We start from the raw sequence: 26,456 nt of genomic DNA, 5'->3' as shown, positions 1-26,456 counted from the left end.
CTTAACTTTTTTCCGCTATCCTTAAAATATCCCCAAAAACTCCTCTAGCGGTAACGGCCGCTCCTGCACCGGCGCCTTGTATTACCAAAGGATGCTCTCCATAGGATTCTGTGTATATCTCAATTATTGAATCTGATCCTTTTACCTGACCTAAAGCACTTTCCTTGGGTACCGAAATTAATTTTACTTCCAAAATGCCCTTTTCTTGCTGCAAATCGCCCGAAAGATCCCCCACATATCGCAGTACATTGCCATTTTGACTTTGCCGTTTTATTTCCTCGAACTTTCTGTCCAACACGTCCAGATTCGCCAGAAAATGTTGAACATCTCCTTCTTGCAGACCTATGGGAATTAAATTTTGAATTTGGATGTCCGAGAATTCGTTGCTTAGATCCAGTTCCCTTGCCAAAATCAGTAACTTTCTCCCTACGTCATTTCCGGAGAGATCTTCTCTTGGATCGGGTTCGGTAAAACCTTGTTCCATGGCCTGCTCCAAGATTTTGGAGAAAGGCACGTCTTCTTCTGAAAACGTGTTAAAAATATAGCTCAAAGATCCAGAAAACACTCCTTTAATACGAGTTATGTTTTCCCCCGATAAATGCAATAATTTAATAGTATCTATCAATGGTAGGCCTGCACCTACGTTGGTTTCATACAAATACTGTTTTTGGTTTTTGATCAATTCTTCACGCAACAATCGGTAATAATCAAATCCCAAGGTGTTCGCAATTTTATTGGACGATACCAGATCGAAACCGTTTTCTATAAAATCAAAATAATTGGAAACAAAATCTTCACTAGCAGTATTGTCCACTGCAATGAGGTTTTCTAGGTGATGTTGGGTGGCATACTCAAAGATATCGTTCCGCGAATACGGAATACCATTTTCTTTAATGTCCGCTCGCCATTTTGTAGAAACCCCTTCCTTGTTCAACAGTATCTTTCTAGAATTGGCCAGTGCAAAGACATTTAGGTCTATCCCCTTTCTTTCCGATATGCTTTCTGCAGATTTCAGTACCTGATCCACTAAGGTACCGCCCACGTTGCCATGCCCAAATATGGCGAGATTTATTTTTTTGGCTACGCCAAATATCTGCCCATGCATTACATTTAGTGCCTTCAGCAAATGCTCTTTTTTTACCACCAGACTAACGTTCTTACCAGAAACCGTGTTGTTGAACAATAACGGAACTACTTTATTTTTTATGAGGGCATTGTATGGTTTATGAAAGGTGCTAAGGTCTTGCCCTACAATTGAGATTACGGACACCTCTTCCACCAAATTTATGTTATTGATGTCCCTGGACTGAAAATCGTGCTCAAATTCAGCTTCCAAAGCTTCCTTACCCTTGTAGGCCTTCCCGGCCTCTACCACCAATCCTATGCCCCTTTCCGAGGACCCTTGTGAAATAATACTTACGTTAATATTGTTTCGGCTAAGTGCTTTAAATATGCGGGCATCTACCCCTACTTTTCCCAGAAGTCCGCGGCCTTCCAAATTAATGAGTGCCACATTTTCTGTAACCGATAAGGATTTGATACCGTCCTTGCTTGTTTTGGCACTTATCAATGTTCCCTCGCCATCACCATTAAAGGTATTAAGAATGCGCAATGGAATGTTTTTTTCAATAAGTGGAATTATGGTCTTTGCATGTAAAATGGTCGCTCCAAAAGATGCCAATTCATTGGCTTCTACGTAAGAAAGTTGGGAGATTCGTTGTGCATCGGGCACAAAATCGGGATTGGCAGTGTATATCCCATCTACATGGGTATAATTCTGAAACTCTTCGGCATCCAAAAAATTTGCCAACAACGCTGCGGTATAATTGCTCCCATTTCTTCCCAAGGTAGTGGTCTCCTTATGAATGTTTGAGGCTATAAACCCGGCAATTACCGGTACGCTATCGTCTTCCAACTTAGAAAACTCACGTGTAATATTTTCTTTGGATAAAGCTTCGAGAACTTGCGCATCGCCAAAGGTAGTATCTGTTTTAATAAGATCCCTAGCATCAATTAACTTGGCATTGATTCCTTTTCCTATTAATAGCTTCGTAACTAATTTTGCTGAAATAAGCTCGCCATACGCGAGTACCTGATCTTTAATTTTAGAACTAAAATCACCTAATAAGGCAACACCCTCCAACAGTTTTACCAGTTCCGCAAATTCATCGGATAGGTTTACATTTTTAAAAGTGTGCTTTTGGTACTTTTCAAAATCTTCAAAATCCTTTTTGTAGTCCAGACCATCGGCTGCTTTTCCAAGAATGGCTTCTAACTGATCAGTAGCCTTTTCCCTGGCAGACAATACTATGGCAATATTTTCTCCATTCTTTACTTTGGCCTCAACGATTTTCAATACACTGTCTATCCCTTCTCCGTTGGATAAGGATTTCCCTCCAAATTTTAGAACTTTTACCCTTTTGGAAGCTCCGTTATTTTGGAAAATCCCTTTTAGCAATCGTTGCATTTGCTCAAATTCAATTAAAAAGGCATCGTGCCCATGGAGCGACTGAATTTCCCCATAAGTAACATTACCATTGGCTTGGGCCAGTCTCTTAAAGGTCTCCTTATTTTCCTTTGCTGTAAAGAAAAGGTCCGAATCCACGCCAACAATATGGATGTTTGTATTACTCTGTTGTAGGTTAATAAACGCTTCTTCACCGTTTCGGGTTACGTCTATAGTTTTAAGTAATTGATTCATTAATTTATAGGCCGATAGCTGAAAGCGTTCTTGTAGTTTTTCCCCATGATGCAGTAGCCAACTCTCAACATTGAATACCTGCAGTTCTTCATTGGTACTTCTTTTGAAGCGCTCCTTGAAGGACTCCGGGGTACGATAACAAAGCATGGCATGCATACGGGCGTCGTGTACCGGTTGTTTGGAATTGATTAAGAATTGTTCTTGAATTTGACAATTGGCTATCAGCCAATCGGTAGATTTCCAATCGGAAGCAACCGGAATTAGATGGGTTATCAAATTGGGGGCCAAAGCGGCCAATTCCCACGCAATACCACCGCCTAAAGACCCCCCGATAACCGCGTAGAGTTTGTGGATCTTCAATTCACTTAGCCCCAATAAAAAAATCTTGGCAATATCTTGCGAAACATAGTCCTTATAGTTCTCAATAACGAAACCATCGTATCCATTCCCGGGAATATTGAAGGCAAGTACCGTATATTTTTTAGTGTCGATACATTTTCCATCCCCAATTAGTGCGGACCACCAACCATCTGCTCCGGTAACATTGGAATTTCCGGTAAGTGCATGGTTTACCAAAACTACGGGTGCTGTATGCAATGGCTTACCAAAAAGTTGATAAGATAATGAGATATCTCCGGTAGCTCCGCTAATTGTGGTATAGTCTCCTATTTCTATCTGGTGCAATTTATTGGGCATTTTTGTGCAATTTGATTCTGAATCCCAAGAAGTTCTTAGAAAGCATGTGTTCTATAAACTCCTTGGGATAAATTAGTCTTTGGCTACGAGTTAATAATCCATGAAACGGTCTAGCCAATAGTCGCAAACGCCTGTTCTAAATCGGCTTTTAAATCGTCTAAGTTTTCCAATCCTACAGATAAACGAATCAAATCTTGGGTTACCCCGGTGGACTCTTGTGCCGCTTCGTCTAACTGCTGATGGGTTGTACTGGCAGGATGTATAATCAGGGATTTAGTATCGCCAATATTGGCCAACAGTGAGAACAATTTGGTTTCGTCGGCAATTTTCTTGGCAGATTCAAAACCGCCCTTCACTCCAAACGTTACAAGTCCGCTTTGCCCTCCTGGTAGATATTCCTTGGCCAAGGCGTTATACTTACTGGTTTCCAACCCGGGATAATTTACCCATGTTACCTCATCTCTTGTTTGTAACCATTTTGCAAGGTTCAATGCATTTTCGCTATGTTTTTTAATTCTTACTTCCAAGGTTTCCAATCCTTGGATAATCTGAAATGCATTAAAAGGACTCAAAGCCCCTCCAAAATCGCGCAGCCCTTCTATGCGTGCTTTTGCTATGAAAGCGGCCGCTCCTAAAGCTTCATGATATACCAATCCGTGATATCCGGCAGAGGGTTCCGTAAACTCTGGAAAATTGCCATTTGCCCAATCAAAGGTTCCTGCATCTATTATTGCACCTCCCAAAGCCGTACCGTTTCCGTTAATATATTTGGTTAAGGAATGGATTACAATATTGGCCCCATGTTCTATTGGGTTCAGCAATGCGGGTGTGGGAACGGTGTTATCCACAATGAAAGGAATCTTGGCGGCTTTTGCCTCGGATGAGATTGCTTTTAGATCTAAAACGTCCAATTTCGGATTTCCTAGTGCCTCCACAAAGATGGCCCTGGTATTTTCCTTAACTGCTTTTCCAAAATTACTGGCATCCGTAGGATCTACAAAGGTTGTGGTGATACCTAGTCTAGGAAGGGTTACATCAAGCAAATTATATGTTCCGCCATACAAGCTGTTAGAAGCTACTATATGATCACCAGCCTTTAAAAGCACCAAAAGTGCCGTTGTGGTAGCTGCTGTACCCGATGCGGTAACAATAGCTGCAATTCCGCCTTCCAAAGCGGCAAGGCGCTGTTCCAAAATATCGTTGGTAGGATTATTTATCCGCGTATAGATATTTCCAAATTCCGCGAGGGAAAATAGGTTAGCCGCATGATCGGAATTGTTAAAAACATAGGCCGTGCTTTGATAGATCGGCACCGCTCTTGTTCCGCCGTTTACCGTAGTATCGTGTCCGGCGTGTAGGGCATTGGTAGAAAATTTTTGCTCACTCATGATTTTTAGTTTTTTAAATTATTAAAAAGCCAAACCATCAATTGCGGACGTTGCAATTGGTGAAAATCAAAAAGTTAAAAAGAAATGAAAAAACTACCGAGGTAATTAATTGGTGTTATCTCTTCGCATATAGCGAATAGAATTTAGCACCTTCTTCGTATTTAGGGACAAAGGGTTGCTAAGGCTTCAATGGGTCTATTCCCTCCACCTTTCTTGATAACTATTCAATACGTGTTTGAACTTTGGAACTACAAATATAAGTACGGATAATTTTAATATCCTAATCTTTTTGAAAAAATTACAAATTAAACTCGGATTTCACTTTGTCCAAGGCATCCAATTTTTCCCAGGTAAACAGTTCTACCTCTTTTTCCACCTTGCCATTGTAAGGAGACTCAAAAACCTTGACAACTGTTCTGGGTTCTTTGCCCATATGTCCATAGGCAGCTGATTCATAATAAATTGGGTTCCTCAATTTCAGTCTATCTTCAATCGCAAAGGGTCTCATATCAAAGAGTTTCGCGGTCTTATCCGCAATCTCTCCATCGGACAAGCCCACTTTAGCAGTACCATAGGTATCTACAAAGATAGATGTAGGTTCTACCACCCCAATAGCGTAACTAACCTGTACCAAAATTTCATCGGCAACTCCGGCAGCCACCAAATTCTTAGCCGCATGTCTCGCAGCATAGGCAGCGCTACGATCTACCTTACTGGGGTCTTTCCCGCTAAAAGCGCCACCACCATGTGCTCCTTTGCCTCCGTAAGTATCAACGATGATTTTTCTACCTGTTAATCCTGTATCTCCATGCGGGCCACCTATTACAAACTTCCCAGTTGGGTTTATATGGTACGTAATTTTATCATTGAAAAGATCCTGCACATGCTGTGGAAACTGTGCAATTACTTTTGGCATTAGAACTTGGATCACATCCTGTTTAATTTTTGCCAGCATTTTATCATCATCGCTGTCAAAAGCATCGTGCTGGGTAGAAACCACAATGGTATCTATACGTTGTGGCACGTTGGTATCCGAATATTCAATGGTTACTTGTGCCTTGGCATCGGGTCGTAAATAACTAACGACAGTATTCTCTCGTCTTAAATCTGCCATTACTTGCAGTATTTTATGAGAAATATCCAAGGCCAAAGGCATATAATTTTCTGTCTCTTTGGTGGCATATCCGAACATCATACCCTGATCACCTGCACCTTGTTCTTCTTTGGACCCCCTATCTACTCCTTGGTTTATGTCTTGTGATTGTTCGTGGATCAATGAAATAACACCGCAAGAATCTCCGCTGAACTGATATTCGCCCTTTGTATATCCAATTTTGTTAATTACCTCACGGCTAATAGATTGCACATCCAAGTAGGTACCACTCTTAACCTCACCGGCAAGTACTACTTGTCCTGTGGTGACCAAAGTTTCGCAAGCAACTTTACTTTCTGGGTCAAAGGCCAAAAAGTTATCTAGCAATGCATCACTGATTTGGTCAGCTATTTTGTCTGGATGTCCTTCACTAACTGACTCTGAGGTAAATAAATATGCCATTCTAATTCTATTTAGTTTGAAAAGGGTAGGATTGCAAGATCATGTGAAAATAGCTCTCGGATTTTGAAACAATCCTGAGACGAACTGTTTTAGCATTTTCGTCCTGAAACTAGTTCAGGGTCTTGAGGTTGCAATCAGTCAAATCCCTCATAATTCGATTGGTGAACAAAAGTAAGTATTTGCAAATAAATATGGACAAAAAAAATAAAAATATTAATCGTATTTCAAGCTAAAATTTTTTCTCTTACATAAGATACTTGTATATTGTATGCCCAACCAAAATTAAATTGCCAACCAACAATTAATAGTATTTTATGCACATTGCCGTTGCTGGAAACATAGGAGCAGGAAAAACCACATTAACCAAACTACTTTCCAAACATTATAAATGGGAGGCTCACTTTGAAGATGTTGTTGACAATCCCTACTTGGACGATTTTTATACCCAAATGGAACGATGGAGCTTTAATCTGCAAATTTATTTCTTAAATAGCAGATACAGGCAAATTCTACAGATTAGGGAAAGTGGCAAGAATATTATTCAAGATAGGACCATCTACGAGGATGCCCACATATTTGCTCCCAACCTACATGCAATGGGGCTAATGACCAATAGGGATTTTAATAACTACTCGAGTTTGTTCGAGTTGATGGAAAGTTTGGTTCAACCCCCGGATCTTCTTATATACTTAAGGAGCTCTATCCCTAACTTGGTGAATCAAATCCATAAGCGGGGAAGAGATTATGAAAATACAATTTCAATAGACTACCTAAGCCGTTTGAACGAACGTTACGAAGCTTGGGTACATAGCTACGAAAAAGGTAATCTTTTGATCATTGATGTGGATAGCTTAAATTTTGTGGACGAGCCCGAGGATCTTGGGCAGGTAATCAACAAAATAGACGCGGAGATTAATGGATTGTTTTAGGGCGCCAGAATTGTGGGCACTCTATACCGATTAAGGTAAAAATAACAAAGGGGAGCATTTTGGAATGCTCCCCTTTGTCTATATTATAAAATAGTGAGTGTTTTACTCAACAGTTCCTTTCACTTCCTTAACCTCCGAGCTGGCAACCAATTCGTTAGTAATCTCTTTAGCATTGACAAGCTCAACCGTTTCAGCTTGTTCGGTTTTTACCTCCAAAATGGTTTTTTCTGTTTTTTCGGCCATCCCCTCTTCCGAGCCATGATTTCCTAAAATTGGCGCAATGACCAACCCTACCAAACATGTTAGCTTGATCAGGATATTCATGGAAGGTCCGGATGTATCTTTGAACGGATCTCCTACCGTATCTCCTGTAACTGCTGCCTTATGGGCATCCGAACCTTTGTAGGTCATCTCCCCATCAATTTCTACACCAGCCTCAAAAGATTTTTTGGCGTTGTCCCATGCTCCACCGGCATTATTTTGAAAAATTGCCCACATTACACCCGACACACATACCCCGGCCATATAACCCCCTAACGGTTCTGCACCAAATAACAGACCAATGAAGATAGGGGTAATGATAGTGATAAGTCCTGGTAAAATCATCTCCTTTAATGCCGCTTTAGTGGAAATGTCCACACATTTAGCATATTCTGGTGTACCCGTACCTTCCATAATGCCAGGTATTTCCCTAAACTGTCTTCGTACTTCCTGCACCATTTCCATAGCCGCCTTACCTACGCTTTGCATTGCCAAGGCAGAAAATATTACAGGTATCATTCCTCCAACGAAAAGCATTGCCAAAACATCGGCCTTAAAGATATTTATACCATCTATTCCGGTAAACGTAACATAAGCAGCAAACAGGGCCAAAGCGGTTAGGGCCGCGGATGCAATGGCAAAGCCTTTACCTACCGCAGCGGTTGTATTACCTACTGAATCCAATATATCGGTACGTTCTCTTACTTCTGGCTCCAATTCGCTCATTTCTGCTACACCACCCGCATTATCCGCAATAGGTCCAAAAGCGTCAATAGCCAATTGCATGGCAGTTGTTGCCATCATTGCCGAGGCAGCCAAGGCTACACCATAAAAGCCTGCAAGTTCATAGGAACCGTAGATTGCGGCTGCAAACAAGATTACAGAAGCAAAGGTAGATTTCATACCTACAGCTAAACCTGCAATGATATTAGTAGCTGCCCCTGTTGAACTATTTTTTACAATATCCAAAACGGGTTTCTTTCCAAGGCTGGTGTAATATGCCGTTACCACTGAGATAAGTGCCCCAACGGCAAGGCCTATACATGCCGACCAAAATACGTTCATTGAGGAGATAGTTTTATAGCCTTCCCCAAAGAATTTCATATTCATGGTTTCGGGCAACATCCAATCAATCAAAAAGTAACTAGCTATCAATGTAAGTACAATAGCTGTCCAGTTACCAAGATCCAGTGCTTTTTGCACTTGTGATTCCTTGGCATCATTGCTAGAAATCTTCACTAAAAAAGTACCCAATATGGAAGCCAAGATTCCTACTCCTGCAATAACGACCGGCAATAGGATAGGTCCCATATTATTAAATGCATCTGTAAATTGTGTTGTTGTGGACATATCCTTAATTAGGTAATTGCCCAATACCATAGAGGCTAAAACCGTTGCTACATAAGAACCAAAAAGGTCTGCACCCATCCCGGCCACGTCACCTACATTATCGCCAACATTGTCCGCAATAGTAGCTGGGTTTCTGGGATCATCCTCTGGGATACCTGCTTCCACTTTACCTACCAAATCGGCTCCAACATCAGCGGCTTTTGTATATATACCACCTCCCACACGTGCGAACAATGCGATTGATTCCGCACCAAGTGAAAACCCGGCCAAGGTCTCCAATACAACAGTCATGTTATCATAAAACGATCCTTCCTGACCTAAAAACTGACCAACAAACAGAAAAAAGAACAAACTTAAACCCAATACGGCCAAACTGGCAACGCCAAGTCCCATAACCGTACCTCCACCAAAGGAAACCTTCAATGCCTGGGGTAAGCTGCTTTTTGCCGCCTCTGCTGTTCTTGCATTTGCCTCTGTGGCTATGCGCATTCCAATATTTCCTGCTAGTGCAGATAAAATTGCTCCAGAAATAAATGCAGGCACAATCATCCAACTTGTAGTTTCTACGATCGTTGAAATCCCGAACAATGCCAAGGAAGCGATTACCACAAAAATTGCCAGTAATCTATATTCTGCACTTAGAAAGGCCAAAGCCCCTTCTTTAATAGCTTTGGAGATGCCTTGCATTTTTTCACTGCCCGGGGCCTGTTTTTTTACCCAAGCCATTTTCATCATCATAAAAAGAAGGCCTAAAATTGCCAATGCTATTGGCACAAAAATAATATTGGATTCCATTTGTTGTTTGTTAAGTATTTAGCGGGGCAAAAGTAATGAAATCAATCAGAATAAAAAAAGCAATATCGCATGGATGATATTGCTCCTTCAAACTATTTAAATAAGTACTTTTTATTTGATGCTTACCTCTTTGGTAGGCACATCACTATCTGTGAACCTTTTGATGCATTTGGACACGATATCCTTTGCTTCCTCCACATTTCCCCATCCGCCAACATCGACCTTTTTCTTTTCCAAATCTTTATATACTTTAAAGAAATGTTCTATCTCTTTTATTAAATGGGGATTTAATTCGTTCAAATCACTGACACGGTTAGAAATTGGATCGGAAATGGGCACACATATCACTTTTTCGTCCGGACCCTTTTCGTCTGCCATATGGAAAACCCCTATAGGTTTCACCTCCATGACACATCCCGGAAAGGTGGGTTCCGTAACCAAAACGAGAACGTCCAACGGATCCCCGTCCAGGGCCAAAGTCTCTGGAATAAAGCCATAATCGGCCGGATACATCATGGATGAAAATATCATCCTGTCGTATCGTATTTTTTTAAGTTGAAAATCGTATTCGTATTTATTTCGACTTCCTTTTGGTATTTCTATCAAAACATCAAAGGATGTAATATCAGCAGACCCCATACGCTATTTTTTTGTTGTGCAAAGATACTTGAAATTATATCAGAAACTAAATCCAAAGGATCCTGTTACGCTGAATGGCCTCGCATTGGGATTGTCCAGATAATTTCCTCTAAAATTAAAATCGATTCTAAAAATTTTGAAAATGTTGCCCACCCCAAACGAATATTCCCAATATATTTGATCAGCAGGTGCAATAAGGGGAATGTTGGTAGGGGAGTTCAAAGCAATATTCTCGTCCGAAAGATCGCCCCAGACCCCTCTTAATCCGACTATTTCCCTTAAGTTCCATTTTCTTAACAACGGAATTCTAGAAAACAACCTACCGTTAAAATTGTGCTCAAAATGTATAGATGCATAAGTATCGGTTACAAATTCGTAAAAATCTAGGTTTGGAAAAGTATTGTAAATAGAGAACAACGTTTGGTTACCCGGGATTACATTTAGGAGTCCAAGAGGCACAGCTCCAAAAGTCTTACCTACTTCTACAGTACTAAAAAGTCTTCCAAAACCTCCCAATTGCCACGGCTGGCTATATGAAAATTGAATCTTTTCATAATCAAAGTCGCTTTCTAAAAAGCCATCTATTCCCTTGGTATAATTCAGTAATAACGTACTATAATTATCGTTAATGTTTATGCGTTCTACTCCATAACCAATAGTTCTTTTGCCTGGTGTATATATTAAAGTAGTATTTATATCGAACTGCTTAACTTCATCGGCTATTCCACCAGGAGTGGTAGGATCCACATAATCCAGGCTAAATGCATCTGGCAGGGCAGAACTAAGCGTTCGGAAAGAACTCCCAAACCTAATTCTGAAGTTGGTAAGGGGTTCCATTTCAACGTTAAAGGTGGTAAGATTAATATTAGTCAATCTATCGTTGGCACCTACAGTAAGTACAGAAGAAGAGGCAATACTCCTTCCCAAAACATCATTGGTGGCCGTTAGGCTTAATCCCAACTGCTCTACATCCCTTCGGTTACCTCCAGATAGGATAAGCCTTGTTTTTCTATCTACCAACCATTTTGCTGAAAAACCATGTTTAAACTTATGGTCATCAAAACCATAGGCCATATAACCCTCTAAGCGCCATGGATCATTTTGCCCAAAATAGGTTCTTGCCCCTGCCCGTAATCTAATCCCTTCGGCATCGTTAAATCCAAAGGTGCTATAAATATCTCCCAGATCCAGATTCCACTTATCTATTTCTACATAACCCGAATTTAGGATACTCACAATGTTGTAGTACGTCTTAAACTTGGGAACCGTTTTTAAAGTATCCAAAAGCTGATAGATTCCTTTTTCGTCCTTATTCAATCTTTCTAGTCTGCTATTGCTCCAAAAGGTACTATCCCTATTAAATACGAGGGGATCAAAAGGGTCTGAAACACTTTTATAAAATTCCTTGGGTTTTGGAATGTTAAAGTCGTAATTATCGTAGACCGTGGTTCTTTTACCGTAAATTCCCCTGGATTTCTCTTTTTTTGTTAGGCTGAAATCACTTAGCATATAATCTCGCTTTAACAGAAAGACCGAATCATTCACCACTTCAAAATCCTGCTCAATATAAATTTCCTTTACCCAGTTAATGTTAGCGCTTTTGGTAACCTCAAGATTTATCTTCTTAATGGCGTAGGTGGTATCGTTTACCCAAAAATCGCCTTTAAACGTAAGCTCGTTCTTTCGTCTCGGGTAATAGATAATATTATAACACCATTTATTGTCTATAAAAGTACTGTCTGAAAGCACATAGTTATACGTATCGATTCCTGTTTTGGAAAGCGGACTCGTAAAACTCTTGTCAAAAAATTTGAGGTAATTGTCATAAACGTCATAATCCGAATACAAGTCCTGAATAAAGGCGGTAATGGCCTGGTTGTTTTCGAAACCCGAATTTTTATTCCCCAGTATATCTTCCTTTTCCTCCCCCAACTGGTTATCGCCGTATACCTTTGAGGCTACTTCATTAAGAAATATTGGCAGATATGTCTTGCCTGTAATCCGTGAAGTGTCTAAATCATCGAACATAAATTCCAACCCCCTAAAAAGCTTACTTTTTATTAGGGCGCTATCTATGGTGTTCAGATCAAACTCTACCTTTTCGTACTTGTCGTACTTGTATTGTTTAAACATCCGAAGGCCATTTACTCTTTTTTTGGCCCAAATCTTTCGTAGGATGTCTATCGCCGGGTTGTTCTTTTTTGATTGTTTCCCTACATAAACCACTACCTCATCCAATTTTTCACTTCCCTCGTTAAGAACAACTTCCATCTTATAAGTCACCTTGGAGGTAAGGGAAATTTCTTTGGATTCGTACCCAATAAAAGAGACCATCAAAGTCTCATAATTGCTATCCGATTCTAGGTAGAACCTCCCATTTTCATTGGTAATTGTACCTTCAAAGGAATCTTTGAACAAGACGTTGGCAAAAGCAATAGGATCTCCGGAGGAGTCTTGCACAATGCCACTTACTTTTGTCTGTGAAATTGCAGATATGCTTGTAATTAGAAAGAAAGTAAAAAGGAGCTTTTTCATTTATAGGTTAAATGCGTCACCCTCTTACTCCGTTGTGGGAGGGTGCATAAAAGTTTGATTAAATGATTTAGGGTAATACTGTTATCAAATAGTGTTCCTTTTTACTAAAAAAGCTTCGTCAATTTTATTTTGACGAAGCGAAGATACTTTTACCAAATGGTTTTCCTTATTTATATAACACTTTCTTAACAGCCTTGATAACGTCTTCATGATTTGGCAACCATTCCGCAAGTAGCACTGGAGAATATGGAGCTGGAGTGTCTGCGGTGTTTATTTTTATTACTGGTGCGTCCAAATAGTCGAACGCGTTGGATTGAATATGGTAGGTAATCTCGGTAGCCACGTTGCCAAAAGGCCAAGCTTCTTCCAAAACCACCAGTCGGTTGGTTTTCTTTACCGAATTAACAATGGCCTCATAATCTAGAGGTTTTACGGTACGAAGATCTATAATTTCACAACTGATGCCTTCCTTTTGAAGCTCATCTGCTGCTGTATAGGCTTCTTTAATTATTTTTCCAAAAGAAACAATGGTAACATCCGTACCTTCCCTTTTTATTTCGGCCACTCCCAGGGGTATGGTATACTCCCCTTCCGGAACCTCGCCCTTATCTCCATACATTTGTTCAGACTCCATAAAAATAACGGGATCATCATCTCGAATGGCGGATTTTAAAAGTCCTTTGGCATCGTTTGGGTTGGACGGTACCACTACTTTTAAACCCGGGCAGTTGGCGTACCAACTTTCAAAAGCTTGGGAATGTGTTGCGGCCAACTGACCTGCAGAGGCTGTAGGCCCGCGAAATACGATAGGGCAATTAAACTGCCCACCGGACATCTGCCTAATTTTTGCTGCATTGTTGATTATCTGATCTATCCCTACTAAGGCAAAATTAAAGGTCATGAACTCTATGATAGGTCTATTGCCGTTCATTGCCGATCCCACACCAATGCCGGAAAATCCAAGTTCGGAAATAGGGGTGTCAATTACCCTATCCGGGCCAAATTCGTCCAACATGCCTTTAGAGGCCTTATAAGCCCCATTATACTCCGCAACCTCTTCTCCCATAAGATAAATGGATTCATCTCTTCTCATTTCTTCAGTCATTGCCTCGGCTATGGCCTGCCTAAATTGTAATGTTTTCATAAGTATCCGGCGTATTGATTAGTCCTTATCCGTAAAACGCAAGCAAAAATAGGAAAATATCCGTCAATTACTGCGGGCGATTTGGGAAAAAAAGTATCAAAATTTACTATGCATGCATAGTAAATCTTAAAATTATTAGCTATCTTAGCGCGGTCATTTTAAGACTAAAAAAAATATACCCGAATGAAAATATTAGTATGCATAAGTAATGTACCGGATACAACCTCCAAGATAAATTTTACAGAGGGCGACACCAAGTTCGACAGTAACGGGGTGCAATTTGTTATCAATCCCAATGACGAGTTTGGACTTACCAGAGCCATGTGGTTTAAGGAAAAACAAGGCGCCACAGTGCACGTTGCAACAGTAGGTGCACCCAGCACGGAACCTACGATAAGAAAGGCACTCGCAATTGGGGCAGACGAAGCCATCAGAATTAACGCAGAACCTACGGACGGTTTCTTTGTAGCACAACAATTGGTTGAAGTAGTAAAAAATGGGGAGTATGACCTGGTTATCGCAGGAAGAGAGTCCATTGACTATAACGGTGGCATGGTTCCTGGTATCATGGCGTCGCTGCTGGACATGAATTTTGTAAACACCTGTATTAATTTGGAAGTTGACGGTACTAAGGCTACGGCTTATAGAGAAATAGATGGAGGTAAGGAAAAAGTTGCCACCTCGCTTCCCTTGATCATTGGAGGTCAGAAGGGATTGGTAGAAGAAAGTGATCTTAGAATCCCCAATATGAGAGGTATCATGATGGCCCGACAGAAAAAACTAAACGTTGTTGAGCCCATTGCCGTAGATAACGCAACAGAGGACATCAAGTTTGAAAAACCTGCACCCAAAGGGGCTGTTAAGCTGGTTGCCTCGGACAATATAGATGAGTTGATAAACCTTTTACATAACGAAGCCAAAGTAATCTAAAATAAGACTATGTCAGTATTAGTATATACAGAATCGGATAACGGGAAATTCAAAAAAAATGCATGGGAGGTCTCTTCCTATGCCTACGAGGTTGCCAAACAAATGGGGGTCGCGGTAACCGCAGTGTCCTTTAACGCTGGGGAAAATGAGCTCCTTGGGGCGTATGGCGTATCTAAAGTATTGGATATTTCAGACGATGGCTTAAAAACTTTCAACGCCAAGGCCTATGCCAAAGTTATTGCGCAGGCCGCAGAGAAAGAAGGTGCCAAAATAGTAATAGTAAGTTCAAGTACGGATACCAAATATTTGGCTTCGTTATTGAGTGCTGAACTAGGTGCCGGTTATGTGCCAAATGTTGTTGCTGCACCAGAAAGTACTAGCCCTTTTGTGGTGAAACGTACGGCATTTAGCAACAAAGGGTTTGCACATACACAAATAAATTCTGAAACAAAGCTTATTGGTGTATCCAACAACGCATTTGGGGCAATAACGAATAAAGTAGATATAAAAGTTGAATCTTTTGTCCCTACTACTTCCGATGCGCTTTTTGCCGTTAAGTCAGTAGAAATAGATAAAGTTGTAGGTAAGGCCACCATTGCAGATGCGGACATTGTAGTTTCTGGTGGAAGAGGCCTCAAAGGTCCCGAAAATTGGGGCATGTTAGAAGAACTAGCCGATGTTCTTGGGGCGGCAACCGCATGTTCCAAACCGGTATCTGACTTGGGTTGGCGTCCACATGGGGAACATGTTGGCCAAACGGGAAAACCTGTAGCGAGCAATCTTTACATAGCTGTGGGTATATCGGGGGCCATTCAACATTTGGCGGGCGTTAGCGCATCTAAGGTAAAAGTGGTAATAAATACCGACCCTGAAGCTCCTTTCTTTAAAGCGGCCGATTACGGGATTGTTGGAGACGCTTTCGAAGTACTGCCCCAGCTTACCGAAAAATTAAAGGAATTTAAAGCCCAAAACGCTTAATTTTTGTTAATTTGTGCCCCTAAGGGCTGTTTAAATAAGTGGACATCCCTTTTATTTAAACAGCCCTTTGCGGTTTATAAAGTCATATGAGTTTAGTAAGGTTAAAAATAAAGGGTATATCATATAGTCAAACACAAAATGGTGCGTATGCCCTTATTTTGAATGAGGTTGAGGGCGATAGAAAATTACCCATCGTTATAGGTGCCTTTGAAGCACAGTCCATTGCCATAGCCCTCGAAAAGGAAATAAAACCGCCAAGACCCCTTACCCATGATCTTTTTAAGAATTTTGCGGACCGGTTTGAAGTGGTAGTAAAACAGGTCATAATCCATAAATTGGTAGATGGTGTTTTTTATTCGAGCATTATCTGCGAACGCGATAAGATTGAAGAGATTATAGATGCAAGAACCAGTGATGCCATTGCATTGGCCCTTCGGTTCGATGCTCCCATATTTACCTACAAAACAATCTTGGATAAAGCGGGTATCTTCTTAAAGTTTTCGTCAAAAGACAAAAACAAGGAAGAAACAGATGACAGCATCATTGTTGATGAAATTTTACAAGAAGGGGAAACCGTAGAAATAGATTCAGGGGTTTCAGATGCCTACAAAGAGCTTTCCATAGATGAATTGCACAAGGAATTGGAAAAAGCCGTTAACAACGAAGACTACGAGAAAGCGGCTAAGTTAAGGGATGAGATTTCCAAACGCAACTAACCAAGAACCACTTTATGAGGAATAACTATCGCCGTTGGATTTTTCTTGTTTTATTCCTAATTTCATTACCCATACTGGCACAAGAAGTGCTCCCTTCCAACAATATAAGTACCATTGCGGATACTACCACCATCAATGACATCGCCAATCAAGAAGCTCCCTTAATCATAGAAAGTCAGGGATTTTCCGTAAACAGTATTTGGCGAGGCATGTTGGGGATGTTGGTACTGATCTTCATTTCCTATATTTTCAGTGCCAACCGAAAGGCCATAAAATGGAAAACGGTTGGTATAGGATTGTCCCTGCAGTTATTGATAGCCATTGGCGTCCTTAAAGTTCCCTTTATTAAAGCATTGTTTGAAGGTATTGGGAAAGTTTTTGTCAGCATCCTCGATTTCACCAGGGCAGGCAGTAAATTCCTCTTTGAAGGATTGGTAATAGATATGGAAACCTTTGGGTTCATATTTGCGTTTCAGGTACTGCCCACCATCATATTTTTCTCTGCGCTTACATCCGTATTGTTTTATATGGGTGCAATTCAGAAAGTGGTTAAGGCACTGGCCTGGTTACTCACCAAATCATTGGGGATTTCAGGAGCCGAAAGTTTAAGTATCGCCGGAAACATATTTTTGGGGCAGACAGAGGCTCCTTTACTGATAAAGGCGTATTTGGAGAAAATGAACAAGTCCGAAATATTATTGGTAATGATCGGTGGTATGGCAACCGTAGCCGGGGCCGTATTGGCGGCATATATTGGGTTTTTAGGTGGTGATGATCCGGTATTGCGACTGTACTTTGCCAAACATTTACTTGCCGCCTCCGTAATGGCAGCCCCAGGAGCCATTGTTATCTCTAAAATATTGTATCCGCAAACGGAGGAGATCAATACCGAAGTTAACGTATCTACGGAAAAAATAGGGGCCAATATCTTAGATGCCATTGCAAACGGTACAACCGAAGGTCTAAAACTCGCCGTAAACGTAGGCGCAATGCTACTGGTATTCGTAGCATTCATCGCTATGCTAAACGGTATTTTGGGCTGGGTTGGCGACTTCTCCTCTTTAAATAGTTTGATCGCGGAATATACGTCCTATGAAAAGTTTTCACTAGAAGCTATCTTGGGCATTGTGTTTGCGCCACTTATGTGGCTTATTGGTGTTGCTTCAGAAGATATTATGTTAATGGGGCAGTTATTGGGAATTAAATTGGCCGCAAGCGAATTTATAGGGTATATTCAGCTTGCACAACTTAAAAATGTAGCCAATGCAAGCCATTTTACCTATAACAAATCCATAATTATGGCCACCTATATGTTATGTGGCTTTGCAAATTTTGCTTCTATAGGCATTCAGATCGGTGGTATAGGTTCTTTGGCGCCCGGGCAACGAAAAACCTTGTCAGAATTTGGCATGAAAGCTGTGTTGGGAGGTTCCCTAGCTTCGTTGCTATCGGCTACCATTGCCGGAATGATCTTGGGCTAAACCTAGGCCCTACCGTTAATAAGTTTTTGAAAAGTATAACTCCACGCAAAACCCAAATTAAAGCATCATTGCTTATTTTAGCTCCTAGGACTTTTTTTGACAAAAGTACCCAAGTTAGGCTCCATGCCCTAGTAAAACCAAAGTTCGGAAGAAGATTTATTTATGAAGCAATACCACGATTTACTAAAACTTGTACTTAAAGAAGGCAACCAGAAGGGCGATAGGACTGGCACAGGTACGCTCAGCGTTTTTGGTCACCAAATGCGTTTTGACCTAAGCGAAGGGTTCCCCATGGTCACTACCAAAAAGTTACATTTAAAATCTATTGTTCATGAATTGCTATGGTTCTTAAACGGAGATACCAACATAGGATATCTACAAGAAAAGGGTGTTCGTATCTGGAACGAATGGGCAGATGAAAATGGAGACTTAGGACCGGTCTATGGGCATCAATGGCGAAATTGGAACAGTGAGGAGATAGATCAGATAAAAGAAATTGTCCATACCTTAAAAAACAACCCCAACAGCAGGCGCATGTTGGTATCTGCATGGAATCCCAGTGTTTTACCAGACACCTCCGTATCTTTTGCCGAAAATGTTTCACAAGGAAAAGCGGCCCTTCCTCCTTGCCACGCCTTTTTTCAGTTCTATGTCGCCGACGGAAAATTGTCCTGTCAGCTCTATCAACGTAGTGCGGATATTTTCTTGGGTGTACCGTTCAATATTGCCTCATATGCCTTATTTACCTTAATGATGGCACAAGTTTGCGACTATGCCCCAGGAGAGTTTATACATACCTTTGGTGATGCGCATATCTACAACAACCATATGGAACAAGTAACTTTGCAATTAAGCAGAGCCCCCAGGCCTTTGCCTAAAATGATCTTGAATCCTGACGTTAAGGATATATTCGATTTTAAATTTGAAGATTTTACTTTAACGGACTATCATCCACACCCACACATTAAGGGCATCGTGGCAGTATAGATGCTAGCTAATTAGCTGTAAATAAGGCCAAAGGTAGCCCCGAGGAATAAAACAAAGCATATCAACTCTTTGTAAAAACATCACTTTTGAGCTTTTAATACAAGTGCATCGACAACAAAATTTTCCTACCTTTAGCTAAAAATTTTGCGGAATATGATATTGACCGATTCACTTTTGGATCTCTTTTTGGAAACCAGAAGGCATACCGAAGAAATTTGCTCCCCGCTAGAGATTGAAGACTACGTGGTACAACCCATTGTGGACGTTTCCCCTCCAAAATGGCATCTTGGACATAGTACTTGGTTTTTTGAGGAATTTATTCTGAAAAACCATAAGAAAGATTATGTTCTTTTTGATGCTGATTTTGCCTTTGTCTTCAACAGTTATTACGAAACTCTTGGAAAAAGAGTTGTTAGGGCAGACCGTGGTAACCTTTCTAGACCATCGGTACAAAAGGTATATGATTATAGGGTCTATGTTACCGAACAAATAAAGGTCTTGTTCTCCGAAGATCAAAACGAAGAGCTATATCAACTGTTGGAAATAGGTATTCATCACGAAAAACAGCACCAAGAACTGTTGGTAACAGATATAAAATACATTCTTGGCAACAATCCATTACTCCCTTCTTATTCGGATAAATTTGTTGGGCATATTGAAGAAGAACATGAGCAAGATTGGATTTCCATTGATGAAGGCGTCTATGAAATAGGACATGATACCACTGATTTTTGTTACGACAATGAATTGGGCAAGCACCAAGTATATCTACAGCCTTATAAGATTTCCAACAAGTTGGTCACCAATGGCGAATTTTTGCAGTTCATTGAAGCAAGAGGATATCAAAAATTTGATCTTTGGCATGCCGAAGGTTGGGATTGGGTAAATAACAATTCCGTTGTGGCACCCTTTTATTGGCACCTTATCGATGGCAAATGGCACCACTATACCTTAAAGGGGATGCAGCAAGTAGAAAAACATTTGCCAGTTACACATATATCTTACTTTGAGGCCTTTGCCTTTGCCCAATGGAAGGAATGCAGGTTACCCACCGAATTTGAATGGGAAGCAGCGCAGAATTTCTTTCCTTGGGGAAAACGCTGGGAGTGGACGGAAAGTGCCTATCTCCCCTATCCCGACTATCAAAAAGCGCCAGGGGCGTTGGGCGAGTACAACGGTAAATTTATGGTAAACCAAAAAGTATTACGCGGTGGATCCGTAGCTACTCCACCAAAACACACAAGACACACATATCGCAATTTTTTCCACCCAAATTTAAGATGGCAATTTACCGGATTAAGGTTAGCCAAATAATCACGACTTAAGCAGCATGCAACAAAAAACAACGATTGTTTTCGATACGCAATTTGAGGAAGAAGTCTATCATGGACTTACCAACTACCCCAAACATCTATCTTCCAAATATTTTTATGATGCCAAAGGCGATAAGCTTTTTCAGGATATCATGAATATGCCAGAATATTATCTTACCAATAGTGAATATAATATCTTGGAAGCTTTTAAAGAAGAGATAGCCCGCCTGTTCATTAACGGCACGGAAGGTTTTAATCTAATAGAGTTAGGGGCCGGGGATGGCAAAAAAACAAAAATTCTATTAAAATATTTTTCCGAAAACAACATTCGCGTAAAATACCTGCCTATAGATATAAGCCAAAATGTATTGGACGAATTGGAAGCTTCCATAAAAGAGGAGCTTCCCAAAATTACCGTTGAAACCTTGCAGGGAACGTACTTCGAAACGTTGAGCGAGGTAAACTCCATTCAGGATGTGAAAAAAGTAATTTTGTTTCTAGGATCCAATATAGGAAACTTACTTCATCCCCAGGCAATTGAGTTCCTTAGTCAGATTAGGGCATTGATGCAAGAGGAAGATTTGTTGTTCATGGGTTTTGATCAGAAAAAAAACCCGCAGACCATATTGGATGCCTACAACGACCAAACAGGTATAACCGCAGCATTTAATAAGAACATTTTGGTGCGCATTAATGCAGAATTGGGAGGAGATTTTAAGGTATCCAATTTTTTACATTGGGAAGTATATGATCCGGAAACGGGAACCGCCAAAAGTTATCTCGTCTCTAAGCAGGCCCAAACCGTTACCATAGAAAAATTAGGGTTAACAGTTACCTTTAAGGCCTGGGAGACTATCCACACGGAAATTTCGCAAAAATACGATGATGATACCGTTGCTTGGTTGGCCGAGAGGTCTGGATTGAAGATTGAGACAGAATTTAGTGATGACGAGAACCAGTATAAAAATTATGTGTTCAAAAAAAACAAAGAAGAATGAAAGCTATTTGGAACGATACCGTAATTGCGGAAAGTAATGAAACATTGGTAGTGGAAAACAACCATTATTTTCCGGCAGAAAGTATTAAGAAGGAGTATTACAAACAAAGTGATACCCATACCACATGCCCATGGAAAGGAGTGGCGTCTTACTATACCATCACCGTTGATGGGAAAGAAAACCCAGATGCCGCTTGGTATTATCCAGAAGTTAGCGAACTGGCCAAACAATTAAAAGGTAGGGTAGCTTTTTGGAAAGGGGTTACCATTGAGGAGTAATCCCCAATGGCAACACACCATAGACCTAAACTTCTAAAACGGCGTTTTCGGCACCAGCATAATCGTTCCATTGATAACGATCTGCTTCTGTTTCGTTAATGTAAGCTCCATCAACTAAATACCTAAACTCAAAAGTATTCTCTTTTGGAAGATCAAAAGTACCCTTAAAGGTTCCATTTTTTAACTTTTTCAAAGTACTTCCTTTAGGATTCCAATTGTTGAAGTCACCTACTACTGCAACTTTTTTTGCATCTTCTGCAGGCACTGTAAAGGTTACTTTACATACCGGTTTAGTCTTTAAATATTGTTTTGCTACTGACATGATTATCTGTTTTTAAATTTGGTGTAAAACAAAGTATTAAATCTTTTATGTACAATGATTAAAATCATATTTATCAATTTGATAAAATACGGTAGACAATAAGTTCACTTTGGCAAAAATGTGGGTTAAATATTTGGAGTTGAGCAAACCCTATAGCGCTGTTTTTAAGATTTCTACAATGCGATCCACGTCATTTTCGCCATTGTAAAAATGAAAACTAAACCGAATTCCGTCAGCACGCTGTGAACAAATGACATCTTTGCTTGCCAAGTGTTGATATATGGCATCATTGCCTCTGATATTGAATATGGTACTGTGCTGTGTATTTCGTAAAATAACCTTGTCTTCCAAAAGGTTCATTTCCGAAAATATTTTTTTGGTTCTTATGGACATTTTTTTGTTATGGTCACCAATTTTTTTCATGCCAAGTTGCGAGAGCCAATCTAGTGAGAATTTAAGGCTTCCAAAACTTAAAGTATCTAGGTGCCCGGGTTCAAAACGTTTCGCAAAACGGATACTTTCCTTGCCATTTACCATACCATTTGCTGCATTGAGCCCTATAGTCTTTGGCTCCAACTTTTCCTTTACCGCATCTGTAAAAAGCATAAAACCATTTCCATGACCCGCCAATAACCACTTATAGGCGCTTGCTCCTAAAACATCGATCCCCGAGTTCTCAAAATTGAATTCGGCGGTACCGCAAAATTGGGTGCCGTCTGCAATTATAATCAGTTCTGGGTATTCATTTTTGAGGTTTTTTAAAAAGTCTAAATCTATCTGGATACCATTTAGCCATTGTACCAAACTTAGTGCAAGCACGGTTATCTGTTGCTTCGCTATCTGACTTTGGATATTCTGTTCTAGATGTTCATTGATTTCAGCATAGAAAATCTCGAATTCCCTACTTTCAAAAGGCCAATTTACCGATGGGTAATCGTTTGTGAGCAATAGCACCTTATGTCTTTTATCCAGGCCTTCCAAAACCAGATTTAACCCTAAAGTGAAATTTGGAACCAGAGCTACATTTTCTCGTTTGCATCCAAAGAACGTACCAACGGCGGTCCTGGTCTCGGAAATTAATCCAACACACTTCTTTTTCATAGGAATACCCCCTATTAGAAAGTCTAGATCATGTTCTTGTCGCCATTCTTGCAAACTATCATAAAAAAGCCCCGAAGCGGCCGTATTTGTATAAATGTACTGATCTAGAACCGGGAACTCCTTTACAAATTTTTGCATACTTAACGAGTGGTTGAATTGCTGTATATTTGTATGTAAAGATAGGTATATCCATGTTCTCCAAACCTAAAATAGAGACTGAAATAGCTCCGGAACAACACCAATTGCTAGAAACTGCCCAAGCTAGGATAAGGCAAAAAAAACGCCTTTATGCCCATTTTGTGTTTTTTTTGATCGGTAGTGTATTCCTCATATTGATTAATAAAATCTTAAAGTATGGGGAGCAATATGACTGGTTTGTTTGGGGAATTACCTTTTGGGCTTTTTTGTTTGTTTTACATGCTTTTAATGTTTTTGTGAGCCATAGATTTATGGGCAGTGATTGGGAAAGGCAACAACGCGAAAAATTGGTTAAAAAACAGCGGGAAAGAATAGCGGAACTACAAAAAGAAATTGAGACCGATTTTCCTATTTCCAACATCAATAAAAAAAAAGACTAGTGCAAACCATTACTATTATTGCCGCCGTTGCCGAAAACAACGCTTTAGGCAAGGACAATGACCTATTGTGGCACCTTCCTGATGATTTTAAGCGTTTTAAAGCGCTTACTACCGGGCATAAGATTATTATGGGCAGGAAGACCTTTGAAAGCTTTCCCAAACCCTTACCAAACCGAACACATATTATTATTACCAGAAACAAGGATTATGAAGTGCCCTTACCACAGTGTATTGTGGTACATTCCCTGTCCGACGCCTTAAAGCTTGTAGAAAATGATGCCACATCCTATATTATTGGCGGAGGGGAAATTTATAAGGCCGGTATGGAGTTTGCAAATAAAATAGAATTAACAAGGGTACACGCCTCTTTAGAAGCGGATACCTTTTTTCCCGATATTGATGATGAAGTCTGGGAACTCGTAAGCACAACCCATCATCCTGCGGACGAAAAGCATAAATATGGTTTCACCTACCTGACCTATGAAAAGAGGGTACCTCAAAAATCCAAATAGGAGGTTGCACAAGAAGCTTTCTCTTCCATTAAAAACCCCGCTAGAACGGCTGGGTCTAAATTGGAATAGAAAGAATGGTTAGACACTCGATCTTCCTGAAACCGTAAATTGTTTTGTACCAAAATGTGCAAGGTCTGTTTAGCAACGGCTTGACCTGAATCTATGATTTTTACGCTATCAGGGAGTATTTTTTTAAGTACCGGTATTAAATATGGGTAGTGGGTACACCCCAAGACCAAATGGTCTATATTCTTCTGCAGCATGGGATTTAGATACTTTCTCAGTAATTCCTCGGTTTCTTTGGTATCCACTTTTCCAGATTCTACGAGGGGAACCAAACCAGTGCCTTCCTTTACGATGATGGATATGCCCGATGCATGGTTTTTGGAAGTTACATAAAAAAGATCGCTGGCCAAGGTTCCTTTTGTAGCCAACACTCCAATATTTTTTGAACTGGATTGCAGTGCTGCCGGTTTTATTGCAGGTTCTATACCGATAAATGGTAGGTCGTAGTTTTTTCTTAAATACGCAATGGCGTTAGTAGTTGCGGTATTACATGCCACCACTATGAGCTTACATCCCTTACCCAACAGAAGCTCCGTGTTTTTGATGCTTAGGTCAAGAATCTCGGCTTTTGTTTTTTCTCCGTATGGGGCATTCTTACTATCCGCTAAATAGATGGTATCCTCATTGGGCATCAATTTGTGGATTTCCTTCCATATGGAGGTGCCTCCCACTCCGGAATCAAAAATACCTATAGGTTTATCATTCATTTATAGCAGCTATTTGTACCATCCGTTGCCTTGTTTGGTAAAAATAAAAAAACCGCCCAAACAAGGCGGTTTTTCAGTAATGTTTTTGAGTAATGATGTTAGAACCCAAGTTCTTTTTTTACCTCGGCCAGTAAATCCTTGCCTTTGGCTACAATAAGTCCACCACCTTGTGTGGCATCTATTACATAATCATACCCTTGTGCTGCGGCTACTTTTTCAATGGCTATTTTAGCCTTCTCCGATATAGGGGCAAACAATTCTGCCTGCTTCTTCTGCAATTCTTGTTGAGCTGCTTGTTGTGCTTCTCCAATGTTCTTTTCAAAACCTTGAAGTTCTGTGGCCCTTTTTTGGTTTTCCTCTTCGGATTTTGTAGTCGCCTCGTTGGAATATTGGGTGTACTTGTTCTTTAGCTCTGTCATGGAACTCTCAATATCCGCTCTATAGGTTTCCTGGAGTTTTTTAAGTTCTCCCTGTGCGGCCTTCATCTCCGGCATTTCGGACAACAGTGCAGTTACGTTGATGTGTGCAACCTTACTTTGTGCGTTTACAAAACTTGTAGCAACAACGAATACAAAAATGGCTATAGCTACTTTTTTTAAATGTTTCATGATTTTCAATTAATGTTTAAGTGTTAATTTTTGAATTATACAATTTAGTTAATGGTATCTTTTTCCTGAGTTGTCTGTTTTTTTCTTGCCTCTTGTTTGGCTTTCCTTTGTGCCTCTCTTTCTTCCAACAATTTTCTTCTTCTTTCCTCGTAGGCTTTTTTGCGTTCTTCCCTTATTTTTAATTGTTCTGCTCTTTTTTCTTCAGCAGTTTTTGTTCTTGCTTCTTCGGCCTGTTTGGCCCTGTCCTGACGTTCTTTTAGTGCTTCGCTTACTTCTTTTTCGACCGGTTCTCCTTCAAAATCGTCCAAACGGCTTCTGGTATTCTTCTTCTTAGGTTTGCTTATTTTCCTTGTCCTAGCAATTCCTCGTAAGACCAAATCACTGATATCGTGTCTTTTTTCAGAATACAACATTACGACATCCGCAGATTTATCAAAAATAAAATCATACTTTTTATTGGCCCCGATCTTCTGCACTTCGTTAAAAACCTGATCTTGGATTGGCTGAACCAGCAAACGTTTTTGATTTATGAGGTCTCCTTGGGGACCAAAACGATCTTGTTGGTACTCGAACATTTCTTTTTCCAAAATCTGAATTTCCTCTTCGCGCTCCGTTATTAATTCGTCCGTTAATAATACTTTCTCGGCCATTAGGTCTTTCCTCATTTGCTCTACTACACTTTGTTTTTGCTCGATCTCCACTTTCCATTTCTGGACCTTGGTTTCGAGCTGAGCACTAGCATCCCTATATTCCTCAACATTTTCTAGGATGTATTCCATATCAACATACCCGATTCTTACTCCACGTTGGGCAATGCCATAGGACGAAAACAACACAGCTATCAAAATTAAAAGAACTTTTATTTTCATGTGACTGTTTTTAAAGCTA

23 protein-coding genes and 1 riboswitch are annotated in these 26,456 nt (G+C 40.3%); of the genes, 11 read left to right on the top strand and 12 right to left on the bottom strand.

The features are described 5' to 3' along the window. Window position 1: 1 nt before the first annotated feature. The 3 genes from thrA to metK all read right to left on the bottom strand — a co-directional run bounded on the left by thrA (window position 2) and on the right by metK (window position 6,340). The gene (gene thrA, locus ACEQ81_RS07395) at window positions 2-3,397 is read right to left on the bottom strand and encodes a bifunctional aspartate kinase/homoserine dehydrogenase I (protein WP_411030212.1); all 3,396 of its coding nucleotides are present in this window, start codon (window positions 3,395-3,397) and stop codon (window positions 2-4) included. 110 nt (window positions 3,398-3,507) lie between these two features. Next, a complete protein-coding gene (locus tag ACEQ81_RS07390; protein WP_411030211.1) occupies window positions 3,508-4,785 on the bottom strand; it encodes an O-acetylhomoserine aminocarboxypropyltransferase/cysteine synthase family protein in 1,278 nt (425 codons plus the stop codon). A gap of 112 nt (window positions 4,786-4,897) precedes the next feature. Continuing rightward, a riboswitch (SAM riboswitch) is annotated at window positions 4,898-5,008 on the bottom strand. A 75-nt stretch (window positions 5,009-5,083) separates the two neighbouring features. Continuing rightward, on the bottom strand, window positions 5,084-6,340 hold the full coding sequence (gene metK, locus ACEQ81_RS07385) for a methionine adenosyltransferase (protein WP_411030210.1): 1,257 nt from the start codon (window positions 6,338-6,340) through the stop codon (window positions 5,084-5,086). A 314-nt stretch (window positions 6,341-6,654) separates the two neighbouring features. Between metK and ACEQ81_RS07380 the strand changes: the two genes are divergently transcribed. After that, the gene (locus ACEQ81_RS07380; RefSeq protein WP_411030209.1) at window positions 6,655-7,269 is read left to right on the top strand and encodes a deoxynucleoside kinase; all 615 of its coding nucleotides are present in this window, start codon (window positions 6,655-6,657) and stop codon (window positions 7,267-7,269) included. 102 nt (window positions 7,270-7,371) lie between these two features. Here ACEQ81_RS07380 and ACEQ81_RS07375 read toward each other — a convergent pair whose 3' ends face one another. The 4 genes from ACEQ81_RS07375 to ACEQ81_RS07360 all read right to left on the bottom strand — a co-directional run bounded on the left by ACEQ81_RS07375 (window position 7,372) and on the right by ACEQ81_RS07360 (window position 13,993). Continuing rightward, window positions 7,372-9,675: a sodium-translocating pyrophosphatase gene (locus ACEQ81_RS07375; RefSeq protein ID WP_411030208.1), complete on the bottom strand. Its 2,304-nt coding sequence runs from the start codon at window positions 9,673-9,675 to the stop codon at window positions 7,372-7,374. 111 nt (window positions 9,676-9,786) lie between these two features. After that, window positions 9,787-10,314, bottom strand: a complete 528-nt coding sequence (locus tag ACEQ81_RS07370) for an inorganic diphosphatase (RefSeq protein ID WP_411030207.1) — start codon at window positions 10,312-10,314, stop codon at window positions 9,787-9,789. Window positions 10,315-10,353: 39 nt separating this feature from the next. Then, window positions 10,354-12,849: a DUF5686 family protein gene (locus ACEQ81_RS07365; protein WP_411030206.1), complete on the bottom strand. Its 2,496-nt coding sequence runs from the start codon at window positions 12,847-12,849 to the stop codon at window positions 10,354-10,356. A gap of 166 nt (window positions 12,850-13,015) precedes the next feature. Beyond that, window positions 13,016-13,993, bottom strand: coding sequence for a pyruvate dehydrogenase complex E1 component subunit beta (locus ACEQ81_RS07360; protein ID WP_411030205.1), 978 nt, complete (start codon window positions 13,991-13,993; stop codon window positions 13,016-13,018). Between the two features lie 183 nt (window positions 13,994-14,176). On the opposite strand from ACEQ81_RS07360, the gene ACEQ81_RS07355 reads away from it, so the two are divergent. From ACEQ81_RS07355 to ACEQ81_RS07320, 8 genes are all read left to right on the top strand, one after another. After that, window positions 14,177-14,923: an electron transfer flavoprotein subunit beta/FixA family protein gene (locus ACEQ81_RS07355; protein WP_411030204.1), complete on the top strand. Its 747-nt coding sequence runs from the start codon at window positions 14,177-14,179 to the stop codon at window positions 14,921-14,923. 9 nt (window positions 14,924-14,932) lie between these two features. Further along, the gene (locus ACEQ81_RS07350) at window positions 14,933-15,901 is read left to right on the top strand and encodes an electron transfer flavoprotein subunit alpha/FixB family protein (RefSeq protein ID WP_411030203.1); all 969 of its coding nucleotides are present in this window, start codon (window positions 14,933-14,935) and stop codon (window positions 15,899-15,901) included. An 86-nt stretch (window positions 15,902-15,987) separates the two neighbouring features. After that, window positions 15,988-16,617 (top strand): bifunctional nuclease domain-containing protein, encoded by a 630-nt coding sequence (locus tag ACEQ81_RS07345; RefSeq protein WP_411030202.1) that lies wholly within the window; start codon window positions 15,988-15,990, stop codon window positions 16,615-16,617. 14 nt (window positions 16,618-16,631) lie between these two features. Beyond that, window positions 16,632-18,098: a NupC/NupG family nucleoside CNT transporter gene (locus ACEQ81_RS07340; protein WP_411030201.1), complete on the top strand. Its 1,467-nt coding sequence runs from the start codon at window positions 16,632-16,634 to the stop codon at window positions 18,096-18,098. A 162-nt stretch (window positions 18,099-18,260) separates the two neighbouring features. Continuing rightward, window positions 18,261-19,085 (top strand): thymidylate synthase, encoded by an 825-nt coding sequence (locus ACEQ81_RS07335; RefSeq protein ID WP_411030200.1) that lies wholly within the window; start codon window positions 18,261-18,263, stop codon window positions 19,083-19,085. A gap of 153 nt (window positions 19,086-19,238) precedes the next feature. After that, window positions 19,239-20,399, top strand: coding sequence for an ergothioneine biosynthesis protein EgtB (gene egtB, locus ACEQ81_RS07330; protein ID WP_411030199.1), 1,161 nt, complete (start codon window positions 19,239-19,241; stop codon window positions 20,397-20,399). A gap of 16 nt (window positions 20,400-20,415) precedes the next feature. Continuing rightward, on the top strand, window positions 20,416-21,396 hold the full coding sequence (gene egtD, locus ACEQ81_RS07325) for an L-histidine N(alpha)-methyltransferase (protein ID WP_411030198.1): 981 nt from the start codon (window positions 20,416-20,418) through the stop codon (window positions 21,394-21,396). After that, window positions 21,393-21,674, top strand: a complete 282-nt coding sequence (locus ACEQ81_RS07320) for a DUF427 domain-containing protein (protein WP_411030197.1) — start codon at window positions 21,393-21,395, stop codon at window positions 21,672-21,674. Before egtD ends, ACEQ81_RS07320 begins: the two co-directional genes overlap by 4 nt. A gap of 25 nt (window positions 21,675-21,699) precedes the next feature. Here ACEQ81_RS07320 and ACEQ81_RS07315 read toward each other — a convergent pair whose 3' ends face one another. Both ACEQ81_RS07315 and ACEQ81_RS07310 read right to left on the bottom strand, forming a co-directional pair. Next, window positions 21,700-21,996 carry an isoamylase early set domain-containing protein gene (locus ACEQ81_RS07315; protein ID WP_411030196.1) on the bottom strand — a complete coding sequence of 99 codons (297 nt, stop codon included), beginning with the start codon at window positions 21,994-21,996 and terminating at the stop codon, window positions 21,700-21,702. A gap of 150 nt (window positions 21,997-22,146) precedes the next feature. Beyond that, complete coding sequence (locus ACEQ81_RS07310; protein ID WP_411030195.1) at window positions 22,147-23,235, bottom strand: aminotransferase class V-fold PLP-dependent enzyme; 1,089 nt, start codon at window positions 23,233-23,235, stop codon at window positions 22,147-22,149. A 53-nt stretch (window positions 23,236-23,288) separates the two neighbouring features. Between ACEQ81_RS07310 and ACEQ81_RS07305 the strand changes: the two genes are divergently transcribed. Continuing rightward, window positions 23,289-23,675 carry a 2TM domain-containing protein gene (locus ACEQ81_RS07305; RefSeq protein ID WP_411030194.1) on the top strand — a complete coding sequence of 129 codons (387 nt, stop codon included), beginning with the start codon at window positions 23,289-23,291 and terminating at the stop codon, window positions 23,673-23,675. Next, window positions 23,675-24,187, top strand: a complete 513-nt coding sequence (locus ACEQ81_RS07300; RefSeq protein WP_411030193.1) for a dihydrofolate reductase — start codon at window positions 23,675-23,677, stop codon at window positions 24,185-24,187. The genes ACEQ81_RS07305 and ACEQ81_RS07300 overlap by 1 nt, the downstream gene beginning before the upstream one ends. On the opposite strand, the gene murI is transcribed toward ACEQ81_RS07300, so the two are convergent. The 3 genes from murI to ACEQ81_RS07285 form a co-directional block, all read right to left on the bottom strand. Further along, window positions 24,172-24,960, bottom strand: a complete 789-nt coding sequence (gene murI / locus ACEQ81_RS07295) for a glutamate racemase (protein ID WP_411030192.1) — start codon at window positions 24,958-24,960, stop codon at window positions 24,172-24,174. The genes ACEQ81_RS07300 and murI overlap by 16 nt on opposite strands. A 98-nt stretch (window positions 24,961-25,058) precedes the next feature. Further along, the gene (locus ACEQ81_RS07290; RefSeq protein ID WP_411030191.1) at window positions 25,059-25,568 is read right to left on the bottom strand and encodes an OmpH family outer membrane protein; all 510 of its coding nucleotides are present in this window, start codon (window positions 25,566-25,568) and stop codon (window positions 25,059-25,061) included. A 44-nt stretch (window positions 25,569-25,612) separates the two neighbouring features. Continuing rightward, window positions 25,613-26,437 carry an OmpH family outer membrane protein gene (locus ACEQ81_RS07285; RefSeq protein WP_411030379.1) on the bottom strand — a complete coding sequence of 275 codons (825 nt, stop codon included), beginning with the start codon at window positions 26,435-26,437 and terminating at the stop codon, window positions 25,613-25,615. Window positions 26,438-26,456 lie beyond the last annotated feature (19 nt).

The organism is Spongiimicrobium sp. 3-5, from assembly GCF_046557915.1.
In the GTDB taxonomy this organism is placed as follows: domain Bacteria; phylum Bacteroidota; class Bacteroidia; order Flavobacteriales; family Flavobacteriaceae; genus JBHEBG01.
Note: the sequence above shows the minus strand (reverse complement) of the source record. Positions and strands in the feature narration are given on the sequence as shown.